The organism is Methylorubrum sp. POS3 (genome assembly GCF_043352485.1).
Classification (GTDB): Bacteria; Pseudomonadota; Alphaproteobacteria; order Rhizobiales; family Beijerinckiaceae; genus Methylobacterium; species Methylobacterium suomiense.
Genome location: NZ_JAPRBT010000001.1, coordinates 3,169,818 through 3,185,360, shown reverse-complemented (window position 1 = coordinate 3,185,360; position 15,543 = coordinate 3,169,818). Strand labels below are relative to the sequence as shown.

12 protein-coding genes are annotated in these 15,543 nt (G+C 68.0%); 8 read left to right on the top strand and 4 right to left on the bottom strand.

Translation table 11 applies throughout. From position 1 onward, the window contains the following. Positions 1–146: 146 nt before the first annotated feature. Positions 147–413, bottom strand: a complete 267-nt coding sequence (locus OWC43_RS14715; protein ID WP_393957184.1) for a hypothetical protein — start codon at positions 411–413, stop codon at positions 147–149. Positions 414–834: 421 nt separating this feature from the next. On the opposite strand from OWC43_RS14715, the gene OWC43_RS14710 reads away from it, so the two are divergent. The 5 genes from OWC43_RS14710 to OWC43_RS14690 all read left to right on the top strand — a co-directional run bounded on the left by OWC43_RS14710 (position 835) and on the right by OWC43_RS14690 (position 9,069). Then, positions 835–1,443 carry a nucleotidyltransferase domain-containing protein gene (locus tag OWC43_RS14710; protein ID WP_393957183.1) on the top strand — a complete coding sequence of 203 codons (609 nt, stop codon included), beginning with the start codon at positions 835–837 and terminating at the stop codon, positions 1,441–1,443. A 222-nt stretch (positions 1,444–1,665) separates the two neighbouring features. Beyond that, a complete protein-coding gene (locus OWC43_RS14705) occupies positions 1,666–3,057 on the top strand; it encodes an O-antigen ligase family protein (RefSeq protein WP_393957181.1) in 1,392 nt (463 codons plus the stop codon). 4 nt (positions 3,058–3,061) lie between these two features. Further along, a complete protein-coding gene (locus OWC43_RS14700) occupies positions 3,062–6,349 on the top strand; it encodes an ATP-binding protein (protein WP_393957180.1) in 3,288 nt (1,095 codons plus the stop codon). Positions 6,350–6,568: 219 nt separating this feature from the next. Beyond that, the gene (locus tag OWC43_RS14695) at positions 6,569–8,014 is read left to right on the top strand and encodes a YcjX family protein (protein WP_137830574.1); all 1,446 of its coding nucleotides are present in this window, start codon (positions 6,569–6,571) and stop codon (positions 8,012–8,014) included. Further along, positions 8,011–9,069 (top strand): YcjF family protein, encoded by a 1,059-nt coding sequence (locus OWC43_RS14690; RefSeq protein WP_393957179.1) that lies wholly within the window; start codon positions 8,011–8,013, stop codon positions 9,067–9,069. Before OWC43_RS14695 ends, OWC43_RS14690 begins: the two co-directional genes overlap by 4 nt. An 82-nt stretch (positions 9,070–9,151) precedes the next feature. Here OWC43_RS14690 and OWC43_RS14685 read toward each other — a convergent pair whose 3' ends face one another. The 3 genes from OWC43_RS14685 to OWC43_RS14675 form a co-directional block, all read right to left on the bottom strand. After that, positions 9,152–9,532: an exopolysaccharide production protein YjbE gene (locus OWC43_RS14685; RefSeq protein WP_137830572.1), complete on the bottom strand. Its 381-nt coding sequence runs from the start codon at positions 9,530–9,532 to the stop codon at positions 9,152–9,154. Between the two features lie 365 nt (positions 9,533–9,897). Beyond that, positions 9,898–10,791 carry a hypothetical protein gene (locus tag OWC43_RS14680; protein WP_393957178.1) on the bottom strand — a complete coding sequence of 298 codons (894 nt, stop codon included), beginning with the start codon at positions 10,789–10,791 and terminating at the stop codon, positions 9,898–9,900. Positions 10,792–11,037: 246 nt separating this feature from the next. Beyond that, entirely contained in the window at positions 11,038–11,784 is a 747-nt protein-coding gene (locus OWC43_RS14675; RefSeq protein ID WP_393957177.1) for a YebC/PmpR family DNA-binding transcriptional regulator, read from the bottom strand. 267 nt (positions 11,785–12,051) lie between these two features. Here OWC43_RS14675 and rpmG point away from each other — a divergent pair, with 267 nt between their 5' ends. From rpmG to OWC43_RS14660, 3 genes are all read left to right on the top strand, one after another. Next, positions 12,052–12,219, top strand: coding sequence for a 50S ribosomal protein L33 (rpmG, locus tag OWC43_RS14670; RefSeq protein ID WP_003602581.1), 168 nt, complete (start codon positions 12,052–12,054; stop codon positions 12,217–12,219). A gap of 146 nt (positions 12,220–12,365) precedes the next feature. Further along, complete coding sequence (locus OWC43_RS14665) at positions 12,366–12,734, top strand: DUF4440 domain-containing protein (RefSeq protein ID WP_137830569.1); 369 nt, start codon at positions 12,366–12,368, stop codon at positions 12,732–12,734. 416 nt (positions 12,735–13,150) lie between these two features. After that, positions 13,151–15,520 carry an Orn/Lys/Arg decarboxylase N-terminal domain-containing protein gene (locus tag OWC43_RS14660; RefSeq protein ID WP_393957176.1) on the top strand — a complete coding sequence of 790 codons (2,370 nt, stop codon included), beginning with the start codon at positions 13,151–13,153 and terminating at the stop codon, positions 15,518–15,520. Positions 15,521–15,543 lie beyond the last annotated feature (23 nt).

The following is a 15,543-nucleotide window of genomic DNA, read 5'->3' as shown; positions in this document are numbered from 1 at the left end:
ACGGATGCTCGATTGTCAGGGGTTCATCAACGCGCTGGCCGTCCCGACCGCCGTCGTGGCGAGACCGAACGCCAGGACTCCGATCATCGCGTAGGAGAACGCTTTCATCAGCATGGCTTCGGCTCCTGTCTCGACTCGGTCTCGGATTAGCAGCGGTAGCCGCCCGAGGTCTGGCCGTACTGCTTGACCGGGAAGTGCTGCTGGTTGGCGTTACCTTCCGCGGCCGAGCTCTGCGGGCAGCTGGGAGCGGCGTAGGTGGGGCCGGCGACGTAGCCGAGCGAACCGGTGGTCTCGACCTCGTACGGTGCGGCGTAGCCGGTGTAGCGACCGCCCCAGTTCTGGGCCATGGCGGAGGAGAGCGGGGCGGCGGCGAGAACGAGGGCAGCGACGGCGGCGGCAATACGGGTCTTCATGGTTTATCAGTCTCCGGTCAGAGGCCGACCCGATCATCCGGGCCGTTTCGTCTTCGATGAACTGAATATGGGAAGCCTGTCGCCGCCACGACGTGTCTCCCCGCACGCGCCGACGCGGATTAAATTTTTCGCTGAAAATCGATACCAGGTGCCTCTTAGGGCGGGATCATGGCTATCGATCCGATATTCAATCGATTGCCTAGGAGGTGAAACTCGATCCCATCGACCACGGGGTCGTCGCGCTCGACGCTTGTCGCCCCACGAGAAGCCTGCTTTTCAGCCGCGCGGCGAACGATCCACCACGCATCAATCTGCGCCTCAACTTAAATTATACATGAAATCTAGATTTTATAAACTGCATTTGAGCTACTAAATTATTTATATGCATGCAAATCTACATTTTAACTTGACGGACAACGAGATGACCCCTCTCGACGACGACGCCTGGGCCGCTTGGTCTCCCCGCGAACTTGGCCAGCGTCTCCGAAACGCAATCCATCCATGGTACATCGCAGGCGGATGGGCTCTGGACATCTGGCATGGCAGGCAAACGCGCGAGCACGAGGATTTGGAATTTGTCGTGATGCGCAATGACGCGAATTATTTTCGCGTCACTTTCAATGAACTGGACTTCTTTACCGTCCATAGTGGAGCCGTCGAATATCTACCCCCGTCGGCCAAACTGCCCAGCGATGTCTGGCAGCTATGGGGGGCAGACATGCGGCAAGGGTGTTGGCGCGTGGATATGATGATGGAGTCGGGCACGCCGGATCGATGGATCTACAAGCGCAATCGGATGATACAAACAGCACGCTCCGATGCCGTCCGTGTCAGCGAGGCGGGCATCCCATACCTTTCGCCCATCCAAGTGCTGCTGTTCAAAGCCAAATATTGCAGGGAAAAAGACCAAAAAGATTTCGATCTTTCTCTGCCCAAACTGTCTGCGGAAGAGAGGCAGCAATTGACGATCTGGCTGGATGATATGCACCCCGGCCATACGTGGATCACGAAGTTACAACGCAGCTCGTAGGGTTGCGATCACACCGGGTTGTCATCGCATTGGGTGAGACTTGGATCACGCGCCATCCTGTTGCGTCGCCGGTTTCAGCCAAAGCCCATCCGCTCCGTTCGGCAAACCTCAACCTTTCGATGGTCTCCTCTGAACCGACGAGGGGTCGCAATCCCGTCGGCCGGCCAGTGGCGGCGCGATGGGTGGTGTGGGCGGCCCTCGCCGGGAGTTGCGTTGGCCTCGATGATCTCCGCAATCGCCCCGAGCCAGACAGGCGCCACGGCGGCCCGACTCCCGCGCTGGCGCGAGGGGGCCTGGGCCGGAATCCCGGCGATCCGGGTCATCCACGGCTTCGCCGGCGCGCTGCACGCCGCCTTCATCTTCTTCGCCTGCTTCGCCTTCTCGGACGCCTCGCCCTACGACATCATCGCCCTCCCGACGATGCTGCTGTGGCTCGCACTGGGCATCCGGCTGCACCGGGGGGCGCTGCCGCTGGTCTTCCTGCTCGCCCTCTATCTCTCGGCGATCGTCGTGGCGCTCCTGCCCTATGTCAGCGAGCCGCTGCCCCTCACCTGGACGATCCAGCTCGGCTACCTTGTCATCACCGCCGTCTTCTTCGCGATGCTCTATGCCGAGGATACGCGGGCACGGCTCGATCTGGCGCTGAAGGCCTATACGGCGAGCTGCGTCCTCTCGGCGACGCTCGGCATCATCGGCTACTTGCAATTGCTCGGTATCGAGGACCTGTTCTCCCGTTACGGCCGCGCCTCGGGCACCTTCCAGGATCCGAACGTGTTCGGATCCTACCTGATGCTCGGCACGCTCAGCCTCACGCACGGCCTGCTGACGGGACGCGGGCGCCGTCCCGTGCTGGCGCTGGCCTGCCTGCTGGTGATCCTGGCCGGCACCTTCCTGTCCTTCTCCCGCGGCTCCTGGGGCGCCACCCTGGTCTCGACGACGCTGATGGCGGGCTTCGTCTTCATGACCAGCGGGTCGCGGGCCCTGCGGCGGCGCATCGTGCTGATCGGCCTCGTCACCGCCGGCCTCGGTGCGGCGGCCTTGGTCGGGCTCCTGTCGATCGATAGCGTCGCCAAGACCTTCGAAACGCGCGCGACCGTCACGCAGGATTACGACGAGGGGGAGACCGGGCGCTTCGGCAATCAGATTCGCGGCATGAACATCCTGCTGGAGGAGCCGCTGGGCCTCGGCCCGCTGCGCTGGCGCCAGATCTTCAGCCTCGAGCCGCACAATTCCTACATCGGCAGCTTCGCCAATGGCGGCTGGCTCGGCGGGGCGGTGTTCATCGTCCTCGTGATCGCGACCAGCGTGGTCGGCTTTCGCCTGATGACGCGGGCCTCGCCCTTCCGGCCCTACGCGCAGATCATCTTTCCGGCCCTGCTGATGTTCTTCGTCCAGGCCATGCAGATCGACGTGGAGAAGTGGCGGCACGTCTACATGATGCTCGGCATGGTCTGGGCGCTGGAAGCCGCCCGGCTGCGCTGGGCGACGGGCTCCCGGCGGGGCCACGACCGGCCTCCGGTACACACGCGGTTGGGACGGGACGACCGATACGGCGCAGGTTATGATGGTGCGCCGCTGAGCCCCGACGGCGCGGCGAGCCGTAGGAAATCGTGAGTCCGTGAACACACCGTCGGTAAGCGAGGCCCAGCGCCTCGCGGCCCTGAACGCGCTGCATATCCTCGATACCGATCCGGAGGCGCATTTCGATGCGGTCTGCCGGACGGCACAGCGTCTGTTCGGCGTCGCGACGGCCTATGTCGCGCTGCTCGACGCCGAGCGCCAATGGCTGAAGGCCTGCACCGGCTCGATGGGCCTGCCGCCCGCGCGGCCCCGCGACGGCTCGATCTGTGCGCACACGATCGAGCAGGACGGCGTGCTGATCATCCCGGACACCCGCCTCGATCCGCGCTTCGCCGATGGCGATCTCGGCGAGGGCACCTCCCGGATCGTGTTCTACGCGGGCGTGGCCCTCAGCCTGGCCCCCGGCCTGCGTCTCGGCTCGTTCTGCCTCGTCGATCCGAACCCCCGCGCCTTCTCCCCCGAGGACGAGGCGGCCCTGCGCGACCTTGCCGAGACGGTCACCGCCCATCTTCGGCTTCACCACAACCACGGCGCTCTCGCTCGCGAAGTGGAATTGCGCCGGCTCCACGAGAGCACGATCCACCGGCAGGGCGCCGAGATCGAGCAGCGGGCGGCGGCCAACTCGCTCCTGAGCATGGCCGAGCAGATGGCCACGGTCGGCCATTGGCGGATGAACTTCGCCGATCCTCAGCCACTCTACTCCGACAGCCTGCTCGGCATCGCCGGGCTCGACCCGGCGGCAGCGCCCGCCGAGCACCCGTCCTTCTCCGACCTCTTCACGCTCGAGGACCAGCCGCCGGTCGAGGCGGCGATGAGAGCCGCGGTCGCGGATGGAGGCGATTTCGAGGTCCAGGCGCGCCTCGTCCGCCCCGATGGCAGCCTGCGCGACGTGATGGTCCGCGGGACCTGCAAGCGGGAGGCGGGCCGCACCATCGGGCTGTTCGGCATCCTGATGGACACCACCGACCGATTGCGGATCCAGGCCGAGATCCATCGCAGCGAGTTGCGCTACCGCAGCCTTGCCGACGCCCTGCCGCTGCAGGTCTGGACCCTCGATCCGGCGACCGGGGAGGCCACCTACGCCAACGCCCGCTTCGAGGCCGATTACGGCCCGATCGGCAGCGGGCGAGCGGATCCCGTGGGGCGCGAACATCCCGACGACGCGCCGATCCTCGACGCCGCCTGGCGGAACGCGCGCGCCTCCGGACGGGGTTACGAGGGGCAATGGCGCCTGCGGGCGAAGGACGGATCCTATCGCTGGCACAAGATGTCGATGACCCCGGTCCGGCCTCCCTCCGCCCCGGACGCCGTCATCGAGTGGATCGGCACGGCCCTCGATATCGACGACATCGTCACGGCCCGCCTCGCCGAGGAGGATGCGCGCCGCCTGCTCAGCATCACCCTGGAGGGCGCGGGTGCCGGCACCTTCGACTGGGATATGCGCACCGGGGTGACGACGCTCTCGCCGGAGAGCCTGCGCCTCTACGGATTGCCCGAATCCGGCAAGGCCGAAGGCCTGAGCACGGCCACCTGGACCGCCTGCGTCCACCCGGACGACATCATCGAGACCTGGAACCGCGTCCACCGCGCCATCGACGACCGCGCCCGCTTCAGTGCCGAGTTCCGGGTCGGCCCCCGCTGGATCCATGCCTGCGGCCGGACCCTCTACGACGAGGCCGGCCGCCCCTACCGGATGATCGGGCTGAACCTCGACATCACCGAGCGCAAGGCGGCGGAAGCGGCCCTGCGCGCCGTCACCCACGAGGCCCAGGCCGCCCGGGCGGAGGCCGAGCGGGCGAGCGCGGCCAAGAGCGAGTTCCTCGCGGTGATCAGCCACGAGATCCGCACGCCCCTCAACGGCATCCTCGGCTATACCGACCTGCTGCTGGGACGCCCCGATCACGATCCGGAAGACCGCCGCCACCTGGAACTGATCCGCGTCTCCGGCGAGGCCCTGCTCACCGTCGTCAACGACGTTCTCGACGTCTCGAAGATCGAGGCCGGACAGCTCAAGCTCGATCCGATTCCGTTCTCGGTGCGTGCCCTCCTCGATGACGCGGTCGCGATGATGCGCGGGGCGGCCCTCAAGACCGCGCTGACCGTCGAGGCGCGCCTCGATCCGCGCCTGCCCGAGGCGCTTCACGGCGATCCGAACCGGCTGCGGCAGGTGCTGTTCAACCTGCTGAACAACGCGGTCAAATTCACGCCTGCCGGGTCCGTGACCCTCACGGTCCATTACGAGGGGCCGGTGCGCCTGCCCTCGGGCGAGGCGGCGGAGGCGATGCGCTTCGAGGTGACCGACACCGGGATCGGCATCGCGCCCTCGCAGCAGGGGCGCCTGTTCAAGCGCTTCAGTCAGGTCGATGGCTCGATCAGCCGGCGTTTCGGCGGATCGGGCCTCGGTCTCGCGATCTGTCGCGACCTCGTCACCCTGATGGGGGGGCGGATCGGCGTCGAGAGTCAGGCCGGCGCCGGCTCGACCTTCTGGTTCACCCTCGCGCTACCCCGGAGCAAGGCGATCGCCGCGAGCGTGCCGGAGGGCGTCGGGCGCTCCGAACCGTCCAGATCCTCCGCCCGACTCCTGCTCGTCGAAGACGTGCCGATCAATCAGGAGCTGGCGCGGACCGTGCTGGAGGCGCAGGGCTACCGGGTGGACATCGCCAGCGACGGGGCCGAGGCGATCGCCGCCCTGAAGGCAGAGGGCGCCGATCCCTTCGCCCTCGTCCTGATGGACGTGCAGATGCCCGGCATGGACGGGCTCACCGCGACCCGTCGCATCCGCGCCCTGCCCGGCTCCGCCGCGCGGGTGCCGATCGTCGCCATGACGGCCAACGTGCTGTCGCGCCAGGTCGAGGAGCTGATCGCGGCCGGCATGGACGATTACGTCGGCAAGCCGTTCAAGCGCGCACATCTGCTCGCCACGGTCGAGCGCTGGTGCGACGAGGGCGTCGTCCGCCGCGGACAAAGCGGGATCGCCCCGACGCCCGCCGTGCCCATCCTCGACCACGACACCTACGCCTCGGTGCGGGATATGATGGGCCGGGAACGCATCCTCGCCCTGCTAACCCTGCTAGAATCCGAGCTGAACCTGCGCTTCTCCGCCGCCACGGCGCGGGAGGCCGACCTCGATCGATCCCAACTCGCCTACGACGCCCATGCCATGGTCGCGGCGGCGGGCGTCCTCGGCTTCGTCGGCCTCTCGGCGCTCTGCCGGGAGATCGAGAATGCCTGCCGCAGCGGCGGCGACGTGCTGCCCCTGATCCACCATTTCGCCGCCCTGCGCCGCGACACGTTGAGCATGATCCAGGAATTGCGGGCGGCGTGAGCACGGGCGCGCAGCGATCCTCCTCTCTCCCGCGGCGCTGGCGTCCCTGATCGGGGCCGGGTTCGGGGGCCTCACCGGTCCAGGGCCGGACCCTGGAGCAAAAAACGCATCGCGCCTACGCAGACGTCGACCCATCGCCGCCTACCCTTGAGATCGGCCCCGCTGTGCGCCACCTGTGAGCGGCCTCGTTCCGATGACGCCTTCCCGCCGAGTCCCCCCTTGCCCCTCTTCGACTACGCCGCCCAGGCGGGTTCCGCGATCAAGGCCTTCGCCGAAGCCTCCAGCGATCTCCTGATCCAGCCGACCCTTCGGCTCGGCGTCACCGGCCTCGCGCGGTCGGGCAAGACGGTGTTCACGACCGCGCTGGTCCACCATCTCGTCGAGGGCCACGCGCTGCCGGCCTTCGAGCCGGCGCAGGGCGGCCGCCTGCGCCGGGCCCGCCTCGTGCCCCAGCCCGACGACGACGTGCCGCGCTTCCCCTTCGAGGAGAATTTCTCCGCACTCACGGAGGCGCGCCGCTGGCCGGGCTCGACCGACCGGATCAGCCAGCTGCGGCTCGCCATCGAGTACGAGCGGGCCGGTGGCTGGCGCACGGGGCCGGGCACCCTGATGCTCGACGTGGTCGATTATCCCGGCGAGTGGCTGCTCGACCTCGCGCTCCTCGACCAGAGCTACGTGGCGTGGTCGCGTGCCACCATCCTCGGCACCCGCCGGACCGGCCGGGCGGCCATCGCCGCGCCCTGGCTCGCCACGATGGCCGAACTCGATCCGGCCGCGCCCCTCGACGAGGTGGTGGCCGAGCGCGCCGCCAACGCCTTCAAGGCCTATCTCTCGGCGCTTCGCGCGGGCGCGGAGGCGGTGGCCACGACGCCGCCGGGACGCTTCCTGATGCCCGGCGATCTGGCCGGCTCGCCGATGCTGACCTTCGCCCCCCTGGACCGGCTCGAGGAGACGCAGAGCCCGGGCAGCCTCGGCGCGCTGATGGAGCGACGCTTCGAGGCCTACAAGGCCAAGGTGGTCGAGCCGTTCTTCCGGGAGCATTTCCAGCGGGTCGATCGCCAGATCGTGCTGGTGGACGTGCTCTCGGCGGTCGATGCCGGGCCGGCCGCCCTCGCCGAACTGGAGGAGGCGCTCGACGCGGTGCTCCTCTCCTTCCGGGTCGGGCGCAACAGCCTCATCACGCGGTTCTTCGCGCCGCGGGCGGACCGCATCCTGTTCGCGGCCACCAAGGCCGACCACCTTCACCAGTCGAGCCATGATCGGCTGGACGCATTGCTGCGCCTCCTCGTGGCCCGCGCCATGCGCCGGACCGAAGCGGCGGGCGCGCGGGTCGGCACCGTGGCGCTGGCCTCCGTGCGGGCCACCCGGGAGACCACCGTCCACGATGGCGGCGAGGTGCTGCGCGCGGTCTCCGGCACGCCGGAGGCGGGGGAGACGATCGGCGACGACACCTTCGACGGTCTCGCCGAAGCGGCGATCTTTCCCGGCGAACTGCCGAGCGACGCGCAGGCCGTGCTCGACGGGGCGATCCCGCCGGGCTCGTTCCGCTTTCCGCGCTTTCGCCCGCCCCTCGCGCGGCCCGATGCGCTCGGCCGGCCCGGCCACCTGCCGCAGATCCGGCTCGACCGGGCGATGCAGTTCCTGCTTGGGGACAAGCTGACGTGACGACACCTCCCGGCCCAAGGCCCCGCGCCTTCCGCATCCCCGCCGCCGAGCCGACGCCCGCAGCCGGGCCGGATTCGCGCCCCGATGCACCGCAGACCGAGACGCGGCAGGCACCGCCCCGACCGGATGTGCGCTTCGTCGATGAGCCCTACGAGATCGTCGATGCCGCCGACGGCGTGCCGGTGCCGGTGGCGACCCGGCGCGGGCCGCCCTGGGTGTCGATCCTTCTCGGGGCGCTCGGCAGCCTCGTCACCATCGCGGTCGGGCTGTCGCTGGAGCGGCTGGTGGCCGACCTGTTCGCCACCGCCCCCTGGCTCGGCTGGGTCGCCCTCGGCCTGGTCGCCCTGGCCGGGGTGGCCCTCGCGGCGATCGTCGGTCGCGAGGCCCTGGGCGTCTGGCGCGAGCGCAAGATCGAGCATCTGCGCGAGCGGGCGCTCGCGGCGATGACGGCGCGCGATCATACCGGAGCGCAGGGCGTGGTGCAGGAATTGCGCGGCCTCTACGCCGATCGCCCGGCCCTGAGCGCGGGCATCAAGCGGCTCGACGCGGTGGGCGACGCGATCCTCGACGTGGACGATCGGTTGGGCCTCGCGGAGGGCGAATTGCTCGCTCCCCTCGACCGGCAGGCCAAGGCCGCCATCGCGCAGGCCGCGAGCCAGGTCTCGGCCGTGACCGCGTTGAGCCCGCGGGCGATCGTGGATGTCGCCTTCGTGGTCTTCTCCGCCGCTCGCCTGTTACGCCGGATCGCCGCGATCTACGGCGGACGTCCGGGACTGCTGGGTTTCCTGCGCCTCGCGCGGGCGGCCTTCGCCCATCTCACCGTCACCGGCGGCATGGCCGTGGGTGAGGGCATGCTGCATCAGGTGCTCGGACTCGGGCTTGCCGCGAGGGTCTCGGCCAAGCTCGGCGAGGGCGTGCTCAACGGCTTGATGACGGCCCGCTTCGGCCTCGCGGCCGTCGCGGTCTGCCGCCCCCTTCCCTTCGTGCGGGCCACCCCGCCCACGGTCAACGACGTGGCGGGCCAACTCTTCCGTGGAAACGGCGAAGAGAAGTGACGGCATGACCCAAAAGGAAAGCCCCCGCACCGCAGGGTGCGAGGGCTGACCGGTCAAATTCCGTCGCGGATATGGCGGGAAATCAGCAGTCGTTGCCGCCCTTCTCGCCGAGCTTCTGATCGGCGCCCGTCGCGTTCATCGCGCCGACGGTGCCCGGCGAAGCCGGCTGGTTGCCGCCCGCGTTGTTCTTGGCCATGGCGGTCTGCTCCGAGCCCGGCTTGTCGCCCACGCCCTGACCGGCGCCGACATTGTTCATCGCGCCGACGGTGCCCGGCGAGGCCGGCTGCTGGCCGCCAGCGAGATTCTTCGAGCCGGCATCGGCGCCGTTCGCGGTGCTGCTGTTGGGGGCCGAGGACGAATCGGGCGCCTTGGCGGTGCTGCCGGTGTTGCAGGGAGCGGCGAGAGCGGAACCGGCCATGAAGGCGATGGCGGTGGCGGCGGCAAGGGTCTTCGCGAGCGTCACGATGCTTTCCTCCGGGATTGTCTTACCGGTTCAGCGACCGGTCCGACCGGGGAAAGCGATTAAGGAAAATTAAGTTCCCGAATGCTCCCGATATAAAATTAGTCTTTTCGTGCGAACCGGCACCCTGAAATCGGATTTCTTCAATGATCATCGTGACTTTGTTCGGATCGTTCACGTCACAACGGTGCGCGGGCACGTGGCAGTCCCAAGCGCATGGATCCGGTGCGCTCTAGGCCATGAGGTTGACCGAGCAGCATTGGGAAAGGAAGCAACCCTGCCATCTCAACGGGCCGGCCCGTTCGATGTTTCCGCCTCCGGACCTGTGAATCTCCGCAACCACGCCGGAGGAAGCTCGGCCTTTGCTCTCACGCGCAGGCATCGGCTTTGGCGTCGCGCGGGGCCGATACGTGGTCGAGGGCATCGGCCACCGCCCGCGAGAATTCAGGGGTGCGCAGGTAGCCGTAGGACTTGTGAGGATTGCGGCTCCCCTGCGGACGGCGATAGGCGTTGATGACCGGGCACTCGATGACGCCGACCCCGTCCGGGTTCGGGGCGTAGGCCTCGGCTAGGTCGGTCCCGACGATCGCGATGTCATCGCGGTCACCGAGATGGGTCCAGCGTGCCGCCGCCGCAGGCACGCGCAGATCACCGTGCTCCGCCGTGATCCGGTGCTTGATCTCGGCGAGCCCCAAGGGCGATCCCATGGTGATGAAATGCGTCACCCGCGGCAGCGGGCCTTGCCGCTCCATCAGCCGCAGCACGTCGTAGGCGATCAGGCCGCCCATCGAGTGGGCCGCCAGCAGAAGCGTCCGCCCCTCGTAGCGTTCGAGCACCGCGCGCAGGCGGTCCCGGGCATCGGCGCGGAAGGCGGCATCCTTGTAGTAGCCCCACAGATCGTCGAGGCGGTACTCGATGAGGACGTCGTCCACCACGAGGCGACCGGTCTTCTCCTGCATCCATTCGAGGACGCGGTAGAACCGGTCGGTCAGGGTCGGCCCCGGCGGCTTCCCGTTCGGACTCGGGAACGGCCCCCGGCCACGCGCCGGATAATAGGGCTCTCGATTGGACGCGGAGGCGACCGGCGCCTCGTAACGCAGGTCAGCCCAGTATACGAACTCGAAAGGCACATCCGGCGGGGCACGGCCGAGATTGCGCCGCAGCCCTTCCTCGATCGCCTGCCGCCACCACTTCTGCTTCTCCTCGCGGGGCGGCTTGTTGGCCAGCCCGTGGATGCCGATGATGACCGGATCGTCGTGCATCGCAGGGAGTGGGTGAGCCTTCGCGCGTCAGGATCCCGCAGGATAAGCCGATAACGCGCAGGTCGTCACACCGATGCGCGACAAATTGTGCACGATCCGGTTTGAACCGATGCGGCCCCGGCGGGAGGACAGCGCCGGTCATCCCCGCCCGGCATCCAAGGCCACGAACCGCGTAGGGCTCGTGATCGATACGAGGCTCAGGAACACCGGCACGGACGCGTCCGAGCACCGGGCCGGCGGAAGCGATCAGGCGCTCATCTTCTCCATCAGCGCCTCGGACAGGGCGAAGTTGACGTAGACGTTCTGCACGTCGTCCTGATCCTCGATCACCTCGACGAGGCGGATCAGCTTCTCGCCGGTCTCGTCATCGACATCGACGGTGTTCTGCGCCTTCCAGATGAGGCCGGTGCGGCGGGGCTCGCCGAAGCGGGCCTCGAGCGCCTTGGAGACCTCGCCATAGGCGTCCTGGGCGCAGGTGACCTCGTGACCGTCGGCATCCGAGCGCACGTCGTCGGCCCCCGCCTCGATGGCGGCTTCCAGCATCGTGTCGGCATCGGCCACGTCCGGCGCGAAGGCGATCACGCCGACCCGGTCGAACATGAAGGCCACGGCACCGGTCTCGGCGAGGCTGCCGCCGGACTTGGTGAAGGCCGAACGCACGTCGCTGGCGGTGCGGTTGCGGTTGTCGGTCTGCGCCTCGACGATCAGCGCGGCGCCGCCGGGGCCGTAGCCCTCGTAGCGGATCTCCTCGTAGTTCTCGCCCTCGCCCCCGGTCGCCTTCTTGATGGCGCGCTCGATATTGTCCTTGGGCATGTTCTCGGCCCGCGCCGCGAGCACGGCGGCGCGCAGACGCGGGTTCATCGCCGGATCGGGCGTGCCGAGCTTGACCGCGACGGTGATTTCGCGGGCGAGCTTGCTGAACAGCTTCGAGCGGACCGCGTCGACGCGGCCCTTGCGGTGCATGATGTTCTTGAACTGGGAATGGCCGGCCATGGCGTGACCTTTTCTTGTTCGCCCCGGGCGGAGGGCTCCCGTCGGTCGGGATCCTCGACGCCGCGCGGGGGATGTGGCGGTGATGTGTCGGAGGCGCCGCTTATAGGCCGCGCGCCTGCCTCGAATCAACGCATCGGCTTGACGAAGCCCGGTCCGTCGGGCATTCACCCCACGGAATTCGGCCGGGGCTTCCCGGCCTTTTGCGTTTCGCGTCGGCGCCGTCACGGTCGCGAATCGTGTCCGACAACCCGATCTGGAGCGCCAGCCATGGCCAAGGCCGTCACCGTCAAGATTCGCCTCGTCTCGACCGCCGACACGGGCTACTTCTACGTCACCAAGAAGAACTCGCGCACGCAGACCGAGAAGATGGTCATGAAGAAGTATGACCCGGTCGCCCGCAAGCACGTCGAGTTCAAGGAAGCCAAGATCAAGTAAGCTTCTCGCTTACGCGATCAGAGCGCTTTTCGGAAAGCCGCCCTGTCACCAGGGCGGCTTTTCGCGTTCTCAGTCGGATCGCCGCAGCCGGAACGATCGGTGGGGATGCGTCTTCTCTCGTGACGCCGCCGGATCGGGAGAGTGCCGTGGACGATGATCGTGTCTGGTCGTTCGAGAAGAGCCTGTGGGAGGGCGGTGCCGACCGCTACCGCGAGCTCGTCGACGACGAATGCCTGATGGCCCTGCCGCATCCGCCCTACGTGCTCGGCGGCGCCCAGGCGATCGAGGCGGTGGCCGATACGCCGCGCTGGACGGATGTCGTCATCGAGGACGGCCGGATCGCCCGTCCGCAGGAAGGCTTGATCGTCATCGCTTACGGCGTGAAGGCCTCCCGCGACGGCGAGACCTACGAGGCGCATTGCACCTCGACCTATCGTCGCCTGTCGCACGAAGAATGGCGCGTGGTGCAACATCAGCAAACGCCGCGCCTCGCGATTCCCTCGCAGGAGGGTTGAGCGCGGCCGTCCATCACGCCCGCGCAAGCGAACGGCCCCAGGGCTCGCCGGCATGAACCTCTGCCGGCCATCCTGCTTCCCCTCCTCGTCGACGTGACGATCACGTCCGCCGGCACCGCTCTTGAGCGGGTCGGCGACGCGTCTCCGTTCGAGACCAGCCTCGGCGCGGGCCTGCTCGCCGCCGGGATTGCGTCGCTTCCGCGCGCAACGCCGTTCGGCCCCCGCCGCGATTGACCGGCCCCGAAGACTGCCCCAAGGGGCGCCGACGCCGGAATCGGGAGCGACCGACCGGTCCCGGCCCGTTTCTGTGACATGACGCCCGACGCAGCCGGCTACGGAGATGGTCGGGCTGTCATCGAATCGTCGCGGATGGGCCGGAAAGGCAGGGTCAGACCCCTGCGAGGAGAGCACGGTCCATGGATTTTCACCGCCGTTTCACCGTGCTGATGTGCACGCCCCACTTCGAAGCCGGCGATCTCGAAGGCGCGCGGGTCGATCAGATCGTGGCGGCGGTCGAGCAGCGCGGCTTCGAGGTGGTGCGGGCGCGGCGGGTCGAGGACGCGGCCATCGCCGTCCAGACCGATTCCGCGGTCGGCTGCCTCGTGGTCGATTGGGGCAAGCGTGGCCTCGAGGGCAAGGCCGCCGCCCTCATCGACATGATGCGCAAGCGCGGCCTGGAGATGCCGATCGTCATCATGGTCCGCCGCAAGCGGCTAGAGGACATCCCGGTCGAGCTGCTCGACTTCATCGACGGCTACATCTTCCTGGCGGAAGAGACCCCCGAATTCATCGCCCGCGGCCTCGTTTCCCGCGTCACGCAATACGCCGACACGCTGAAGACGCCGTTCTTCGGCGCGCTGGTCGATTATGCCGAGGAGGGCAACCAGCTCTGGACCTGCCCCGGCCATAACGGCGGCATTTTTTACAATCGCTCCCCCATCGGTCGCATCTTCGTGGAGCATCTCGGGGAAGCGATTTTCCGCGATGATCTGGACAACTCCGTCCTCGATCTCGGCGATCTGTTGACCCACGAGGGCCCGGCGCTGAAGGCGCAGAAGGAGGCCGCCCAGATCTTCGGGGCTGAAAAGACCTACTTCGTCCTCAACGGCACCTCGGCTTCGAACAAGGTCGTGTTGGGCTCGCTGGTGGCCGAGGACGACCTCGTCCTGTTCGACCGCAACAACCACAAGGCCGCCCATCACGGCGCCCTGCTGCTCGCCGGCGGCATCCCGATTTTTCTGGAAACGGACCGGAATGCCTACGGACTGATCGGCCCGATCTACCACGAGGCCTTGGACGAGGACCGGATCCGCGAAAAGATCCGCACCAACCCGCTGGTGAAGGACAAGGAGGCGTGGCGGAAGGAGCGCCCGTTCCGCTGCGCCGTCATCGAGCAATGCACCTATGACGGCACGATCTACGACGCCCAGGCGCTCGTGGAGCGGATCGGCCACCTGTGCGACTACATCCTGTTCGACGAAGCCTGGGCGGGCTTCATGAAATTCCACCCGCTCTATGCCCGCCGCTTCGCCATGGGCCTGACCGGGCTCGACGAGACCTCGCCGGGCATCATCGCGACGCAATCGACCCACAAGCAGCTGGCGAGCTTCTCCCAGGCCTCGCAGATCCATACCCGCGACGGCCATATCCGCGGCCAGACCCGCCGCGTCGAGCACAAGCGCCTCAACGAGAGCTTCCTCGTCCACGCCTCGACCTCGCCGTTCTATCCGATCTTCGCCTCGCTCGATGTCGGCGCGCAGATGATGAAGGGCCGCTCCGGCGTCGTCCTGTGGGACGACACGATCCGGCTCGGCATCGAGTGGCGCAAGAAGGCGCGGGCCATCCGCAAGGAGTTCGAGGAGCGCGAGGCCGATCCGAAGCGGCGCTGGTTCTTCGACCCCTTCGTGCCCGATGTCGTGACCGGCCCCGACGGCACCGTGACGCCCTGGGAATCGGTTCCGACCGACCTCCTCGCGGCGGATGCCCGCTACTGGGAGCTGACGCCGGGCGCGGCGTGGCACGGCTTCACCCATGTCGGCCCCCTGGGGCGGGACGGCGCGGCGCCGGGCTTCGCCATCACCGATCCGAACAAGCTGACGGTGCTGACCCCGGGCTTCGACCGGAAGACCGGCGCCTACGCCGATCACGGCGTGCCCGCGCCGATCGTGGCGCAATACCTGCGTGAGAACCGGATCGTACCGGAGAAGAACGATCTGAACTCGCTGCTCTTCCTGCTGACGCCGGGCGTCGAATCCTCGAAGGCCGGCACGCTGATCTCGGGGCTCGTCGCCTTCAAGCGATTCCACGACGACAACGTGCTGCTCGAGGAGGCCATGCCGGAATTCGTGCGGGCACGGCCCAAGCGCTATCGCGGCGTGCGCCTGCGCGACCTCTGCGCCGATTATCACGCTTTCCACCGGGAATCGGGCACCTCCGCGCTCCAGCGCAAGCAGTTCATGCCCGAGCACCTGCCCGAGATGGTGATGCCGCCGAAGGCCGCCGCGCAGATGCTGACCCGCAACAAGGTCGATTACGTGCCGATCGCGGAGGCCGAGGGACGGATCGCCACCACCCTGATGCTGGTCTATCCCCCCGGCATCGGCACGGTGCTGCCGGGCGAGCGCCTGGACGCGCGGGCCAAGCCCATGCTCGACTATTTCAAGATGTTCGAGGCGGCCTCCAACCTGTTCCCCGGCTTCGAGGCCGAGATCCAGGGGGTCTACCGCGAGGTCGATCCGGATGGGCGCATCCGCTTCCACACCTACGTTCTGCGCGAGGGGGCCTGATGGCCGAACGGGCACAGGCGGCG